The organism is Bovifimicola ammoniilytica (assembly GCF_025567085.1).
GTDB classification, from domain to species: domain Bacteria; phylum Bacillota; class Clostridia; order Lachnospirales; family Lachnospiraceae; genus Bovifimicola; species Bovifimicola ammoniilytica.
The window spans coordinates 231,983-249,138 of record NZ_JAOQJN010000001.1 but is presented as its reverse complement, the minus strand read 5'-3'; the positions used below and the strand labels follow the sequence as shown (position 1 = coordinate 249,138).

The following is a 17,156-nucleotide window of genomic DNA, read 5'->3' as shown; positions in this document are numbered from 1 at the left end:
CATATTTCAAATTTACATATCTTTATTATATTGTACCATTTCTCCACGCCCATTCTTCTTTACATAATATAATGCTGCATCTGCATGTTTCTGCATCTCTGATATCTCACTTGACTTAGTCATCTCAAGCCCCAAATCAAGTCCGATTGAGCATGTAGCCCTGAAATTGTCAGGAATATTTACATCACTCTTAACATATTTCTTAATGAGTTCTATAAAACCATCTTCTTTCTCTATCAGTTCGTATATTCTTGAAGAAATTTTATTAATCTCATTGATATCTGTTGTAGTAAGAAGCATAACGAATTCATCGCCGCCAAACCTTACTACATATCCTTTATCACCACATGCCTCTGTAAATATATCTGCGAAACGTTTAAGTATCGCATCACCTACATGATGACCGAATGTGTCGTTATAATATTTGAAATGGTCTAAATCAATATACATAAATGCACAATTTAACTTCTCATTTCTGTCGCAATGCTCTTTTAGTATCTTCTCTATCACTTCATAATATCCCTTACGGTTTAATAATCCTGTAAGTTCATCTGTTATAGCCTGTTTAATAAGTCTTTCATTAAGTCTGTATTTTTCTATCGCATCAAGTATCTGTCTGAAAACAATCATATACATGTCCAGGTCATTTTCGTCTAAGACCTCTCTGTTCATTACTGAATTCCAGCTCTCAGGTATCTTTACAAATGTAATAAAGAAGCTGTGCAGCTTATCATATTTATAAATAGGTGCTGCAATAATTGAAAATACCTTGCTTCTGTCGAATATCTTCATAATCCGGTCAAAACTATGATAGTTATTACTGAATTTAGAAAGTGCAAATCCTTCTGCATTATGTTTGAAATGATCCACTAATATATCCATCTCCATTTCAGACAATTCATATTCTAAATCACTGTATCTTATCTCCGGACACTCATTTTCATAACTTACGAATAACATATTATCCAGATTGAAATTATTCTTAAAGTTCGTTATAAGTGTATTAATCTCGTTTTCAACCGAAGTATATGTATGATTAACAAGTTCCTGGAAAGTTCCAAAGAATTTAATCTGAGCACTTCTTACCTGTGCTTCATGCTCGATGCTTTCTGTTCTTACAAGTTTCATAATGTTATCAATACTTACTTCTGTCATCGACAAAATAACACTAGGATATTCCCATTTATCAGTACAGATAAGGTCATCAAACATCTTAACACGTAAAAAATTGCCCTTACTGTTAAAGTATGCCCTTGCCTCTGTCAGAAGATTCCTGCTCTCTTCATATCTGCCTAATGTACATAGAAGTCTTGATTTATCTACTGCAAAGTGTACATAAGAGAAGAATTTATTACCAATTCCTCTGCTCATATATACTTCTGCTTTATCATAATTGCTTAATGCTTCTTCATATCTTCCACTTCTTGTATCTATAAGCGCTGATACATAGAAGAACAAGAACATATCATCATCCCACAGATAATTATAGAATTCATCTTCCCTGTAATCTAAGATGCCCTTAAGGAAGTTTTCTGATTTATTAATATATATCTGTGACATATAATAATTACCCTGCTTAAATAATGATAATGCAAGTAAGCCGAAGATTTTAGAAATATTACACACTCTTAAAGTGTTCTTCTTAAGCTGCTTAAGCATATTGCTTACCGTCATAAGATATTCTGTCGCATGTGTATAGTCTCCTGCCAGAATCGCATTTATTCCCATATTATATAGTGTCTCTATAATATAGTCGGTGTTTTTCTCATCATAGAATATCTTTAATGCCCTGTTATAATAACGGTTTGCTTCAATATATTTATCAGTAGTACAACAGATGAAACCAAGTCCGTTATAGATATTGGCCTCTTCAAATTTATTATTTTCTCTCTTAACGATTTCTATTGATTTACTGTAGAAATATCCTGCTGTCTGGAATAATCCGTTACATGATGCTACCATAATATTCTTACGATATGCTTCCACTAGGAATTTCTCATTATTAAGCTTCTTAGCTAATAATATACCCTTTGTAACATTAGGTGTTCTCTCTTCAATACCCTCTACAACTGTATATAATCTGTAATCATTATCAAAACAATATACATAAATATGTGCTAAATGATTAAGATAATTATACTTATAACATAATGAAATAAGCTCGTCCGGAACCTCTACATGCTTATCACATATCCATATATCTTTCCAGCCTGAAAGCTCTGACATATTTTTTATAAGCATACTCTGAAAATGTTCATATTCTCGCCCGATTTTATCTGCCATCTTCTCACACAGAATAGCATTCTTTCTAGCATCATCTTCATTTCCGATATACATATTGGCCATCGTCTGAAAATAATAGTACAGATAGTTTTTTTCATCTTCAAGTTCAAACGCATTAATCCTGTTTAATCTTTCACACAATACAAGTGCATATGAATAATTCTCTCTGTAAATACTTACCATAATATAAAGGGTTAACATATTTATTCTGAATTGTATCGTTACATCTGCTTTATCTAATTCTACTTTCTGATAAATCATTGAAAGATAGTAATTAGCCTGTCCGAATGCATATGTGTAAAACATTGTACAGATATCCTCTAATTCATCAGAAGAAGTATCAAATACATATGTATACTCTGGCTCTTCTGTCTCGTAATAATCTTGAAAAGGCCAGTCTGATACTATACCTTTTAAGTCACATTTCTTAATAAATTCATTATATGAATCATTAAGGAAACCTTTTACATTACCCATTTCATTAACAAACACTAATATATGTAATGTACTGCTCGTTCTTGATATTAATTCTTCTAATACAAACAGAACAGATTCACTCATCTGGTTAGCCTCATTAAGCATTATGAATATAGGCTTCTTCTCTGAGAGCATTAGCAGCAAATCAACAATTCCCTCTACAAATTTCTTACGGTCATATTCTTTCTCTGCAAGTATAAGATTCTCCTGACTTCTTGCCTTGCCTGTAGTTATATAGCTCTTAAATATACTTCTGTTAAGACTATATATGTTTGCATCTGCAAATACTTTATCTATATCAAGATTTAATTCAAAAATACAATCTCTTATTATATCCATAAATGGCTCATATGCCTTTAACATTCTTCTGCTAAGATAATCACAGTAGACCTTCTTCGTATCGTCGCTTACCGGAAGTTTAATAAAATCTTCTTTTGTAGGTTTCAAAGCATAGTTCTGTTTCACAATTCTTACAATACAATTATCATTTATAACATTTTCTATAAAATTAGATAAATACTCTAATCCTTCTTTTGTCATTGACTCCACCGTCCTTTTCTGTAAATTAGGTTCTGCTTTTCATTTACGGTTAATCTTCTCTATTCATTTCAAATATTCTCTTATTATTTTCACGCAATTTATATGTATATATTAATAAATTTATTATCATAAGTCAATGAATTGTTGTGTAAATCATACAAATTACAACATATTTTTCTTAGTTATGACATTACATAACAAATGGCTTGTTTTAACATTTACACATATATTAACATCTGTCTTGTCAATTGTAAATATATATGTTAATATATGTTCACTTTGTAACATTTAAAGTTTGATACACATTTGTGTACTCATATGTTGCACAGTTTTTTCAAATATTATGCTTTTAAATATTATTCTGCGCCGAAGCGTCGCAGGCAGTTAAATAAGCCTTATATTTATCCCCTTTTAACGCTTCAGAATGGAGACCAAAGTGAAAGACTCAATCAAGGAACAAATTAATAAATTAAAGAAAGAAAACAATGCCGTAATTCTAGCTCACTACTATGTGTCAGGCGATATCCAGGATATTGCTGATTATGTAGGTGATTCATTCTATCTGAGTAAAATTGCCACACAGACAGATGCCGATGTAATCGTTATGTGTGGTGTTGAATTTATGGGCGAAAGTGCTAAGTTACTTAACAAGGACAAAACCGTATTATTACCCGACACTAATGCAGACTGTCCGATGGCTCATATGTGTGATGCAGATAAGATTAAAATTGTCAGGGATACCTATGATGATGTTGCGGTTGTCTGTTATATCAATTCAACTGCCGAATTAAAATCATTGTCAGATGTGTGTGTTACTTCTGCCAATGCTAAAAAGGTCGTAGAGAATCTTCCTAATAAGAATATCTATTTTATTCCTGATGAAAATCTCGGAAGATATATTGCTAAACAGCTTCCTGATAAACATTTCATATTCAATGACGGTTTCTGTCCAATACATAAAGACTTAACTATTAATGATTTACGTGTAGCTAAACAGGCCCACCCTGAAGCCTTAGTGCTTGCTCACCCTGAATGTACTGAGGAAATCCTTGAAAATGCAGATTATATAGGAAGTACCTCTGAGATAATTAAATATGCCAAAACAAGTTCATCTAAATCATTCATAATTGCAACAGAAACCGGTGTATTTCATAAATTGCAGGCTGATAATTCTGATAAAACTTTCTATCCGGTCTCTGATAGACAGGAATGTCCTGGAATGAAATTAATTACTCCTGAAAAAGTTATCAATGTATTAAAGAATAAATCTAACCAGGTAATCCTTGATGAAGAATTCAGTAATCTTGCAAACAAGCCACTTGAGAAAATGTTATCTCTCTCTTCTAAAAATACTATTAAAACAGATTATGTAATAGTCGGCTGTGGCGTATCAGGTCTATATACTGCACTTAATCTTCCTGATGATTCAGATATCATTATGATTTCTAAAGAAGCTTTTGACCATAGTGATTCGTTCCTGGCACAGGGCGGCATATGTGTCCTTACTGATGATGATGATTATGACAGTTATTATGAAGATACGATGAAAGCAGGACATTATGAAAACAATCCTGAAAGCGTGGATATTATGATTCGTTCATCAAGAGAGCTTATTAATGATTTAATTAATTATGATGTGAATTTTCAGACAAAATCAGGTGAAATGGTGTATACTAAAGAAGGCGGTCATTCTAAGCCACGTATCCTCTTCCATGAAGATATAACCGGCGAAGAAATAACCTCTAAACTTTTGGCCGCAGTCAGGAAGAAATCTAATGTCAAAATGCTTGAATACGTGACAATGACTGATTTAGTCACATATGGCAATAAATGTCTTGGTATCGTTGCTAAGACATCTGATAATAAAATATTAGAAATTCTTGCTAAAGATACCATATTAGCTTCAGGTGGCATTGGAGGATTATATAAACATTCAACAAATTTTCCACATTTGACTGGAGATGCACTTGAACTGTCTAAGAAATATAATATTGAATTAGAGCATTTAGATTATGTGCAGATTCACCCAACCACCTTGTATTCTGACAAGCCTGGAAGAAGGTTTCTCATATCAGAATCAGTTCGTGGAGAGGGTGCAATTCTGCTTGATAAAAATGGGGAACGCTTTGTAAACGAACTTCTTCCAAGAGATATTCTTACACAGAAGATTCGTGAGCAGATGGAGAAAGACGGAACTGATTATGTTATGCTTTCAATGGCTCCTATTCCAGAAGAGACTATATTAAAGCATTTTCCTCATATCTATCATCATTGTTTAGAAAATGGATATGATGTAACTAAAGAACCTATACCTGTCGTTCCCGCACAACACTATTTTATGGGTGGAATCAAGGTTGATTCTAATAGCCACACTTCAATGGATAACCTGTATGCAGTCGGCGAGACAGCCTGCAATGGTGTCCATGGCAAGAACCGGCTTGCAAGTAACTCTCTGTTAGAGAGTATGGTTTTCGCAAAGCGTGCTGCACTTCATATGCAGAAAAATGCAGAAAGGAATTAAGTAGAAGAAAATGAACAATATTACAATGAAAATCAATGCCGATGAGCTTATTATGATGGCGCTCAAAGAAGATATTACAAGTGAAGATATTACAACTAATGCAGTTATGCCTGAATTTCAGTTAGGAACTGTAGACCTTATATGTAAGCAGGACGGTATTATTGCCGGACTTAATGTATTTAAACGTGCATTTGAATTATTAGATGATACTGTCAAAGTCGAATTGTTCTGTAAAGACGGCGATACAGTTACTAATGGTATGCACCTTGCAAAGGTAACCGGGGATATTCGTGTTCTATTATCAGGCGAACGTACTGCTCTTAACTATCTTCAGAGAATGAGCGGTATCGCTACTTATACTAATAAAATCGTTGAATTATTAAAGGGAAGTGGCATAACTCTTCTAGATACCCGTAAAACAACTCCTAATATGCGTATCTTCGAGAAATATGCCGTTAAGGTCGGTGGCGGTTCAAACCACAGATTCAACTTATCTGACGGAATACTTCTTAAAGATAATCATATCGGTGCTGCCGGAAGTATTACAAGAGCTATTGAAATGGCTAAATCATATGCTTCATTTGTCCGCAAAATCGAAGTCGAGGTTGAAAATCTTGACATGGTAAGAGAAGCTGTTAATGCCGGTGCAGATATTATTATGCTTGATAATATGTCTCATGATGATATGAAAGAAGCTGTCAGAATAATTGATGGACGTGCTAAAACTGAATGTTCAGGAAATGTTACCCTTCAGAAAATCAATGCTTTATCCGATATAGGGGTTGACTACATTTCTTCAGGTGCTCTCACTCATTCAGCGCCTATACTTGATGTATCTCTTAAAAATCTTCATAGCATTTAAGAAAGGACACTATAAATTATGACCGGAAAAGAGCGAAGAGATTCCATAATTAAAATGATAAGCGATAAATCACCTGTTTCCGGTGGTTCACTTTCTAAATCACTTGATGTAAGCCGCCAGATCATAGTATCTGATATTGCACTTCTACGTGCCGAAGGCTATGACATCATTTCTACAAACAGAGGCTATTTTCTTAATTCTCCGTCTGGTGCTACAATCGTCGTTAAAGTTAATCATACTGATGAACAGACCGAGGATGAATTAAATACCATTGTAGACCTTGGCGGTGCTGTTATCGATGTATTCGTACATCATAAAGTCTACGGTAAAATAAGTGCTGATTTAAACATCCGCTCAAGACGTAATGTAAAAGAGTTTATCGAAAATATAAAAAGTGGTAAATCTACACCGCTTAAAAACATAACCTCTAACTACCACTATCATACAATCTCTGCTGAAAATGAAGAAGTTCTGAATATTATCGTGGAGGAGCTTAAGAATAAAGGGTATCTTATGAAAGAAAACTGATGAAGGCAGATGCTTTATATCTATCTAATATGACATTAGTCAAAAGAAAAACCGGATAACTTTTCAGCTATCCGGTTTTTCTTTGTGTTTTTCGTGTTTTTCGTGTTTTGTGTGTTTTATTTATGTTAAAAATGTAATGTGTTTTCGCAAGCGATTAAGCTAATAAATCGTCATCACCCTGAAGTGCATCGAAGCCCTGCTCACCTGTTCTTACTTTAATTACATTTTCTACATCGTATACAAATATCTTACCATCTCCGATGTTGCCTGTATAAAGTGCTTTCTTAGCTGCATTTACTACATCCAATACTGGAACTTTACTTACTACTACTTCTACTTTAACTTTTGGAAGTAATACCATATCTAATTCAACACCACGATAGTATTTAACATTACCTTTCTGTGCGCCACAGCCAAGTACCTGTGTTACGGTAATTCCCATTACGCCAATTGCATTTAATGCATCTTTTAATTCTTCAAATTTACTCTGTTTACAAATAATATCAACCTTAGAAAGTTTAACATCACTTGCAACTGGTTTATCATCTGATACTAACTGTACCGGAACTGCTTCTGATACTGGAACTTTTGTTTCTTCTTTATCTTTCTTAGAAGATGAACCTAATATAGTAGGAACTGATGCCGGCATAAAGTCTGCATATGATGATTCAAGATTATGTTCTGTAATATCAAGACCAAGAATTTCTTCTTCTCTTGAAGCACGTAAACCAATTGTATGTTTAATTGCTAAGAATACAAGTCCCATTGTTATGAATACCCAGGCACATACTGACACAACACCAAGTGCCTGAACACCAAGTAATTTGGCACCACCGCCTGTGAATAAACCTTTTACAGATTCACCATCAATTGCTGTTGTAGCACCATCTGAGAAAAGTCCTACACAGATTGTACCTGCTAAACCATTTAAGAAATGTACACCAACTGCACCAACAGGATCATCTACTTTTAATACTTTATCTACAAATTCAATACCAAATACTACTACGAAGCCTGAAATTATACCAATGATTGCTGCACTTATTGGTGAAACTGTATCACAGCCTGCTGTAATAGCTACAAGTCCTGCAAGCGAACCATTAAGTGTCATTGAAACATCAGGTTTCTTATATCTTATCCATGTAATAATCATTACTGTACATGTTGCAACTGCTGCTGCAAGGTTAGTTGTTACGAAAATCTTTCCTGCTAATGCAATTGAATCGCCTTCCATCGAAACTGTTGAACAACCATTGAAACCGAACCAGCAGAACCAAAGGATAAATACACCGAGTGCACCAAGTGTTAAACTGTGTCCCGGAATAGCTTTTGGCTTTCCGTCTTTACCATATTTACCAATACGAGGTCCTAATATCCAGGCACCGATAAGAGCTGCTGCACCGCCACACATATGTACTGCTGTTGAACCAGCAAAGTCGTGGAAGCCTCTGGTAGCTAACCAGCCACCGCCCCATATCCAGTGTGCTTCAATAGGATAGATAACTAAACTAATAATAAAACTATATACGCAATAAGAAATAAATTTTGTTCTCTCTGCCATTGCTCCCGAAACAATTGTTGCTGCTGTTGCACAGAACACTGTCTGGAAGATTAAGTATGCATAAAATGGAACTCCATCAGGTAACATTCCTGTTCCGTAATTAGATGCGGTTGCAATACCTTTAATAGAACCTACGAAACCATTTCCTTTACCAAACATCAATCCAAAACCAACTAACCAGAATACCGGAGTACCAATACAGAAGTCCATCAGGTTTTTCATTATAATATTACCGGCGTTCTTTGCTCTGGTAAATCCAGTCTCAACCATCGCAAAACCAGCTTGCATAAAGAATACTAAAGCGGCACCAAGAAGTACCCATATCGTGTTAACAGCACTAAATTCCATAAACACTACCTCCATTCACATTTCTTTTCTCTTTTCAAATATTTTGCATCTTGCGATGCACCAGGCTAGTTCGCGAAACAAAAAAAGACGTCTAAGAAATTAATCTCAGACGCCTTCGCCGTTTATGTTGTGTATTATACACCCTCTGAATAATATGTCAAGCACTTTTTAGAAGATTTTTATTTTGACACCATTATTATTGCATAAATTCCCCTATTATGTTATATTTTCTACGAATTACATTTTAGAAAGGCTCACATAAACTTTATATAAGTGAGAACTAAGTGAGGTCTATATGATAGAAATAAAAGGAATTAGTAAAAGCTACGGCAGACACAAGGTTCTTAATAATGTATCATTTTCTGTTAAACCCGGGGATTGTATCGGCATCGTAGGTGCAAATGGAACGGGTAAGACAACTTTACTTTCTATAATAAGTGGACTTAGCAAACCCGATAGTGGTGAAATTCTTCTAGATGGCAATAATATTCTTGGCTCATCTAAGAAAGCCAGAGATAATATCAGCTATGTTCCACAGGAGAACCCATTGATTTCAGAACTTAGTGCAATAGACAATCTAAGTCTCTGGTACAACGGTAAGAAAAAAGATTTGGTAAAGCAATTAGAATCAGGTATATTAAAAGAACTCGGCATAAATGAGTTTGCAGAAAAAAAAGTTATGAAAATGTCTGGTGGAATGAAGAAACGTCTAAGTATTGGAATCGCATTACTTAATAATCCATCTCTTTTAATCCTGGACGAGCCAAGTGCTGCACTTGACATCGCTGCCAAACACGACATCAGAAATTATATGAAGTATTATACTTCTAAATTAAATGATTCTATAATTGTCGTATCGCACGACCAGAATGAGCTGTCTGTATGCAACCGATTATTCTTACTTAAAGATGGCTGTTTATCAGAGATTTCCACGAACCTTACAGATGATGAACTTGTTAAATTACTTTAATTCATATTCAGTTAAATGCGTCACAGGTGTCACATTTAACTTTTACCGCATATTGAATCTGATATTCAGTTTGCAGATTTTCCGACATATACACCTGTGGAATGGAGAATACAATGAGAAATAATAAAAAAGAGCCTGTAAATATTAATAATGACTCTAATCAAAATGTCGCAACTGACGCAGCAATCAGTAATCTTTTCTTTACAAATGTTTCTGAGGAAGCTGAAGACAACACAACTAATGTAAAATCTGAAGATAAGACAACTGATATAAAAGTTGAAACTTCTATTGAAGATAATAGTAATAATAAAACTAATGCACAAATTGATAAAGTCGAAGATAATTCAACAGATGTAAAATCTGAAGCTCCTGTTGAAGATAAAGTAACTGATTCAAAAACCGATGCTTCTATCGAAGATAATAGTAACAACGACACTAATGATAATGTTAGTAACAAAATTGACAATAACATTAATGAGCGAAGAAATATTGCACCTAAGCCTGCTAAGACACGTAAGCCAATATTCCCTGTGGTTATAGCCTGTCTTATTCTTGCTGTCGTAGTTGGTGGTATCGCATATATCCTTAACAACGGTAAATCTTCTAAGAAAGATTCCCTTGCCAATAAGCCATCTTTATTTGAAGGATTGTTCGACTTTACATCACCTGTTGATTCAGCTATTGGAAGTTCAGAACTTATTGCAAACTACAATAAATGTGGAAGTCTCAGCTCAACAATTACTGTTGATAACATATATGCCGATACAGATATTAGTGGTGCAACTTTAAATGCTACATTTAATCATAATACAGCTTCAAAGCAAGCATCACTTGATGCAGACATTTCTTATAGAGGAATGAAATTATATTCTCTCTTATCCTTTTTCAATGATAAGAAGATAATGTTTAAGATACCTACTTTTAATGAGTCAGTGTATACATATAGCGATAAATTATTTAAAAATGCATTTGATTCATTCAATAATACTGATATAATAAGTCTCTATGTATATGCGATTAAAGAAACATATCCTGATGATTTCAAGACTATCCTTTCAGGAATATCAAGTAATGATACTGATGCTGATTCATATGGTAATAAAGGTACTACCTACACAATCAGCGAAGATAGTGTGAAGCTGTTTATTTCTAAACTAATTACTGTAACATTTGATAACAAAGAGTTATTCGCAAGTATTGAATCATTATATGACAAAGATGAAATAAGTGACCTCAAAAAACAAGCTGAATACGTTGCACATAATTCTGCAAAAGCATATTCGGGCGATATTGCATTTACAGTATGGAAGAACAAGAAAGGTCAGTTAACTAATTTTAATTCTAACAATTCCATCGAAATATCTGGTGAGGAATTCAATATTGATTTCTCAATCGAATCATATGACGAAATCAATCCTGCCGATAGTATGATATTTACATTAACGATTACGGATTCAGATAATAATTTTTCAATAATATATGACAGAACTAAAGAAGTCGAAGATAATACTACTTATTTAAGCCATGATATTTCAGTCCTATCTGGCTATGACTCCTTATTAGAATTAAATGTAGCTGAAGATTTTAACGCAGATTCTAACGACTACAATGTTGAAGCAACACTTAATACTGATACAATTATTGTGTTACAGGGTAAATTTAACAATATCAAAAAAGGAAAATCTTTTGATTTTGACATGACAAGCTTTCAGGTTGCACAAGGATATAATAAGCTGATAACACTTAATGGCAATTTATCTCTTGATACTGGTAAGCCAAAGATTACTAAGCCATCCGGTTCAACTGTAGATATCAATTCACTGTCTGATTCAGAGAAATATAACCTTATAGGCAGTATTAGTAATTTCTTCACTAAAACTATTGAGGATTAAATTTGAAGCTGGTGAAAATATGAATAAGTTAATTTATTTAAAACTTGAATTAAAAAGAAAATTTAAATTAATTCCCCAGATACTAATAGGAACAATTGCCCTGTCACTCGTGGTAGGGGCAATTGTTTTTTGTGCTTCTAAATTACTATATTCAGATGTCTCTATAAAAGAAAAAAGAACCATTGTATTTACGTCACAAGACGATTCAGAAATGACAGGACTTATAGTCTCTGCTCTCAGAAGTTCTAAAAGTATTAATTCTGTTTGTAATATAATTGAATCTGATTATGATACCGCTATTAAAATGGTTCAAAATGAAGATGCTATAGCTGCAGTAATAATACCTAAAGATTTTATGAACAGCCTTATGAATGGCGAAAACTACCCTATATCCATACGTTATTCGTCTACAAAATCTATTTATACTATGATTATAACTGAGCTTACAAAAGCTGCACAGTATACACTTCAGACTGCCCAGGCAGGCGTTTATACCCTTCACGACTATTATAAGGCTAATGATGTATTAGAATATGAAAACAAAGCTAATAAGTCACTTAATATGATTTATCTTGGCAAAGCCTTTAATAGGGGCAAATTCTTTGACAGACATATAATAACCGCGACTGGTAATTTAAGCACGACTAATTATTATTTTGCTTCAGGAATTATGCTTATCCTGCTACTTCTTGGCTGCGTATTTATTCTTAAGAGTAAAGATACTGACGAGGTTATATCTTTAAAACTGCACCAGAATGGAATTGGTGCATTTTCACAAACCCTGGCACATCTTATCAGTAATTTTACTGTCTTATATGTGCTTGCATCAACATTTATGATTATACTATATGCCTTAAATTCAAAGATAGATATTGGCTTTCAATTAAGCCTTAAGAACATCTTAATTAACAACTTATTTATATGTCTGTGTTGTTCAGCATTTATGTGCTTTACAGGTAATCTTATGTCCGGTAAATACAGTGCAATCCTGCTACATTTCATCTTAGTTATAATATGTTCATTTATTTCAGGCGCATTTATTCCAGATATACTGCTTCCTGAACCAATATCGAAAATTGCTGATTATATGCCAACGACCTATATTCTTAACATTATTGGAACAATGTTTACAGGTGAAATCTTTACAGAACACATAATTAAATTGCTAATATTTACTGGCATTTTTACATTATTAACGACTATATTTATTAAGATACATTTATTAGAAATTAAGCATTTCGGAAAGAGAGGTAATGACTAGTGAAGAAACTTATACTATGTAATTATCTTTTTATCAAAAGATGCCTTAAACGTACATCATTTATAATATTACTTCTGTTAATTCCAATTTTATGTATGGTTTTTAAAACTAATATCGAGGATACTAAAATCTCAATAAAAACAGGACTATATATAGAAAGTGAAGATAATCTTACAAACAAAATATGCAATAATCTAAAAAATAATTATGAAAGTGTTACTTTTGAAAAGTGCAGCAGTCTTGATGAACTTACATCAAGAGTCGCTTCCGGTGATTATGAATGTGGATATGTATTTAACTCAGATTTCAGTGAAAAAGTCTATGAAAATAAGACTAATAACCTTGTAACTGTATATAAATCACCAGGTACACTTACTGATGCCATAACCGATGAATATGTATTTTCAGAGGTTTTTGCAGAGTATGGCTTTAACGAATTGGCCGAGTTCATAAGCTCGCAGAAGATTTTCACCATTAATGATACAGATTCTTTAAGAAGTACTTTAAGACCAGAATATGATTATTATATGGCAGGAAATGATACGTTTTCATTTGAATATATCAATGCTGACAATGAAACTATTGATAATTCCTCATTGCTTTCATCTTACGTGCTTCTGTCTGTAAGAGGTATTATAACTTTATTTATTATGTTTGCAGCATTTATCGGAACTTTCAATCTGTATAAAGATTCTAAAACCGGAATATTTAATGCATTTAACAATAAAATAAGACCGTTTTGCAAAATGAGCGAAATATTTTCCTTAACTTTATTAGCCGGGATATTTGGCATGTCAGGAATATATTTAAGCGGATTATCTGATGGAATATGGCTTGAAATCTTTAGAATTTTATTATATTCTATAATCTGTACGCTGTATTGCTATATTTTATATAAAATAATTCCTAATTCATTTGCATTTGCAGCACTTATTCCTGTGTTGGTATTAGGAAGCATAATTTTCTGTCCGATATTCATGGATGTATCAGAGATAATACCTATTGTAAAATATATAGCGTGGTTATTCCCACCTAAATATTATTTTGCAATTTAAGATATAAACTATTTATACAAGAATGGAGACAATTTATGAATTACAAAATTATTGTTTTAGATTTAGATGGTACATTAACTAATTCCAAAAAAGAGATTTCAAAGCCTACCCTTGATGCCCTTATTGATATTCAGGAAAGAGGCTATAAAGTAGTATTAGCTTCCGGCAGACCCACTCCCGGCGTGCTTCCATTAGCTAAGGAAGTACAGCTAGATAAATTCGGTGGCTATGTTCTCTCATACAATGGTGCGAAGATAATTGACTGCCGCACTAATGAAGTAATATACCAGAAAACTCTTCCCGGCGAGGTTATCCCTGAACTGTATAATGCAGCCGTTGAATCAAATGTAGGCATTATAAGTTATGATAATGATTGCGTCGTTGTCGGTCGTGAATTAGATAAATATATAGAATTAGAGGCACGAATTAATCATATTCCGCTTAAAAAAGTTGACAATTTCGCAGAATATATTGATTATCCGGTTAATAAATGTCTTATGACTGGTGAACATGAGGTTCTCTTAGAAGTCCAGAAGAAGTTACAGAATAAATATAAATCATTACTCAGCATCTATTTTTCCGAACCATTTTTCTTAGAAATAATGCCTCAAAATATCGATAAAGCACATTCCCTTATCAAACTGCTTAACACCATCGGTATTACGAGTGAAGAAATGGTATGCTGTGGTGACGGTTTCAATGACATTTCTATGATAGAGATTGCCGGGCTCGGTGTCGCCATGGAAAATGCGCAGGACGTAGTTAAGCAGGCTGCTGACTTCATCACTTACTCAAACGATGATGATGGAATTCTTCATGTGATTAAGAAATTCTTCAAATAAATAGGATACTCCAAAGTAACAAAAATAACAGGACATATATTTTGCTCTCACTCCATTATCAGAACATTTAACAGTATTTAATCGCTTTCATTGTACAAATACTGTTAAATATTCGTCTAAGGTCACAATTCGCATAATATATGTCCTGTTATTTTCTTTACACTATTCTCTTTCTAATAACCATTGGTAGAACTCTGAATAGTCTTTTCTCTTTTCTTTCGTAAAATCAATTGCTGCTGATGGATGCTGATTTAAACGTCCTGTAAGAAGGTATGGTATATCATATCCCCATACAACACCCTCCTGCTGTAATTTAGCAATATGTTTCTCTATGAACTGTAATACAGGGAATAAATTATATTTAGGATTTTTAAGAAAACCTAATAATAATTCCATTGCACAGTTTCCTGCACCTCTTCCCATACTGCTCATTGTAGCATCTAAGAAATTAACTCCTCTTGATACTGACTCAATTGTATTAGCAAATGCAAGTTGCTGATTGTTATGTGCATGAATACCTATCTCTTTGCCGTATTTCTCACCAACTTCAACATATTTATCAGCTATTACTCTCATCTGTTCAGGGTAAATTGAGCCGTAACTGTCTACGATGTAGATTCCGTCAACACAGCTTTTACCAAGCATCTCAAGTGCGATATCAATATCTGTTTCATTTGCATTAGATATAGCCATAATATTACATGTTGTTTCGTAACCTTTTCTGTTAGCATCTTCTATCATCTCAATTGCTGCTGGCATTGTATTAATATATGTTGCTACTCTTACCATATCAACAGCACTATCACTTCTGTTAACAATGTCATTCTTGTAATCGCATCTTCCAACATCTGCCATTATAGAAATCTTTAAATCACTTACATTGTCACCAACGATATCTCTTATATCATCTTCATTACAGAATTTCCATTTTCCAAATTTATCTACATCGAATATTTCCTTTGAAGCCTTGTAACCGAATTCCATATAGTCAACACCGGCTTTTACATTCGCTTTATATAAATCTCTTACAAATTCATCTGTAAAGTAGAAATTATTAACTAATCCACCATCTCTTAACGTTGCATCCAAAATTTTGATTTCAGGTCTGAAATTCATTATTCTCTTATTCTCTTCCATTTTTATTGTTTCTCCTTCTTATTTAAATTTTCTATTTTATTTAATTTGTATTTTAAATATTCTCATTGCATTTCTATACATGAGGTCAGCATAGGCCTCTTTACCTATCTTCTCTTCTAATCCATTAAAATATTCTCTATACAATGACGGTTCGCCTGTCCGGTTGTAATAATATGTATCTATTCCATCAATCGGACTGTCCGTTCCAAATACCACTCTTTCGCTGCCGTATCTTCTTATGACTTCCATAGTCGTACTTACAGGAACCCACGTAGTATCTGCATACAGATTATCTGCTTTAGCCATTAGCTCTACTGCCTCTTTATTATCAGTTCCAAGTCCCATATGTACCATAATAAATTTGACATTAGGATATTTCTTCGCCATATTGTATACATGGATTGGCATAGCCTCTTCGCATCCACCCGTATGTGATGCAACTGGCAAATCATATTTATCTGCAAGCTTAATATATGCTTCAACTTTCTCAGAATCAAAATATGTCTTAGAATGATATGGATGAACCTTTATGCCTTTCACTATATCTAAATTATCCACAAGCATTTTCTCAAATGTCGCATCTGCCGACTCTGTAGCTGGTTTAATACATGGCATAATTCCTATTCTGTCAGGATTTGCTCTTGCGAACTTAATTGCTCTTTCAAATGATGCTTTCTGCGATTTCTGTATATTCATAGGAATTGGTGTCAAATCATGATTATACTCAGCCGAATCTATATTCGATACAACACAATAATCTATATGATATTTATCCATCATTTCTATAACCATTTCTTCAGTCATCACAAAATTAAGCATATTACATATATGAACATGCGTATCAATAATCATAATTTTCATCCTTTCCATACATTTTCA

At 33.5% G+C, this 17,156-nt stretch carries 12 protein-coding genes and 1 pseudogene; 9 read left to right on the top strand and 4 right to left on the bottom strand.

Annotated elements, in window-relative coordinates:
• Positions 1-12: 12 nt before the first annotated feature.
• On the bottom strand, positions 13-3,300 hold the full coding sequence (locus tag OCV48_RS01145; RefSeq protein ID WP_147590890.1) for a tetratricopeptide repeat-containing diguanylate cyclase: 3,288 nt from the start codon (positions 3,298-3,300) through the stop codon (positions 13-15).
• Positions 3,301-3,724: 424 nt separating this feature from the next.
• Between OCV48_RS01145 and nadA the strand changes: the two are divergent.
• The 4 genes and pseudogenes from nadA to OCV48_RS01130 form a co-directional block, all read left to right on the top strand.
• Positions 3,725-4,630, top strand: a pseudogene (gene nadA, locus OCV48_RS14000) (quinolinate synthase NadA); the annotation flags it as partial.
• Positions 4,628-5,821: an L-aspartate oxidase gene (locus tag OCV48_RS13995; protein WP_394803211.1), complete on the top strand. Its 1,194-nt coding sequence runs from the start codon at positions 4,628-4,630 to the stop codon at positions 5,819-5,821. The pseudogene nadA and the gene OCV48_RS13995, both read left to right, overlap by 3 nt.
• Before the next feature lie 10 nt (positions 5,822-5,831).
• A complete protein-coding gene (nadC, locus tag OCV48_RS01135; protein WP_147590888.1) occupies positions 5,832-6,683 on the top strand; it encodes a carboxylating nicotinate-nucleotide diphosphorylase in 852 nt (283 codons plus the stop codon).
• Between the two features lie 18 nt (positions 6,684-6,701).
• Positions 6,702-7,211 (top strand): transcription repressor NadR, encoded by a 510-nt coding sequence (locus OCV48_RS01130; RefSeq protein WP_147590887.1) that lies wholly within the window; start codon positions 6,702-6,704, stop codon positions 7,209-7,211.
• A 154-nt stretch (positions 7,212-7,365) separates the two neighbouring features.
• Here OCV48_RS01130 and OCV48_RS01125 read toward each other — a convergent pair whose 3' ends face one another.
• Complete coding sequence (locus OCV48_RS01125; protein ID WP_147590886.1) at positions 7,366-9,120, bottom strand: ammonium transporter; 1,755 nt, start codon at positions 9,118-9,120, stop codon at positions 7,366-7,368.
• A gap of 295 nt (positions 9,121-9,415) precedes the next feature.
• Between OCV48_RS01125 and OCV48_RS01120 the strand changes: the two genes are divergently transcribed.
• From OCV48_RS01120 to OCV48_RS01100, 5 genes are all read left to right on the top strand, one after another.
• Positions 9,416-10,090 (top strand): ABC transporter ATP-binding protein, encoded by a 675-nt coding sequence (locus OCV48_RS01120; protein ID WP_147590885.1) that lies wholly within the window; start codon positions 9,416-9,418, stop codon positions 10,088-10,090.
• Positions 10,091-10,203: 113 nt separating this feature from the next.
• Entirely contained in the window at positions 10,204-11,982 is a 1,779-nt protein-coding gene (locus OCV48_RS01115; RefSeq protein WP_147590884.1) for a hypothetical protein, read from the top strand.
• A gap of 19 nt (positions 11,983-12,001) precedes the next feature.
• Positions 12,002-13,243 carry an ABC transporter permease gene (locus OCV48_RS01110; RefSeq protein WP_147590883.1) on the top strand — a complete coding sequence of 414 codons (1,242 nt, stop codon included), beginning with the start codon at positions 12,002-12,004 and terminating at the stop codon, positions 13,241-13,243.
• Positions 13,243-14,298, top strand: coding sequence for a hypothetical protein (locus tag OCV48_RS01105; protein ID WP_147590882.1), 1,056 nt, complete (start codon positions 13,243-13,245; stop codon positions 14,296-14,298). The genes OCV48_RS01110 and OCV48_RS01105 overlap by 1 nt, the downstream gene beginning before the upstream one ends.
• Before the next feature lie 35 nt (positions 14,299-14,333).
• The gene (locus tag OCV48_RS01100) at positions 14,334-15,140 is read left to right on the top strand and encodes a Cof-type HAD-IIB family hydrolase (protein ID WP_021981798.1); all 807 of its coding nucleotides are present in this window, start codon (positions 14,334-14,336) and stop codon (positions 15,138-15,140) included.
• Positions 15,141-15,302: 162 nt separating this feature from the next.
• On the opposite strand, the gene OCV48_RS01095 is transcribed toward OCV48_RS01100, so the two are convergent.
• Together OCV48_RS01095 and OCV48_RS01090 are read right to left on the bottom strand one after the other, a co-directional pair.
• Positions 15,303-16,277, bottom strand: coding sequence for an aldolase catalytic domain-containing protein (locus OCV48_RS01095; RefSeq protein ID WP_147590881.1), 975 nt, complete (start codon positions 16,275-16,277; stop codon positions 15,303-15,305).
• Positions 16,278-16,313: 36 nt separating this feature from the next.
• Positions 16,314-17,129, bottom strand: a complete 816-nt coding sequence (locus tag OCV48_RS01090; RefSeq protein ID WP_262558541.1) for an amidohydrolase family protein — start codon at positions 17,127-17,129, stop codon at positions 16,314-16,316.
• Positions 17,130-17,156: the final 27 nt, after the last annotated feature.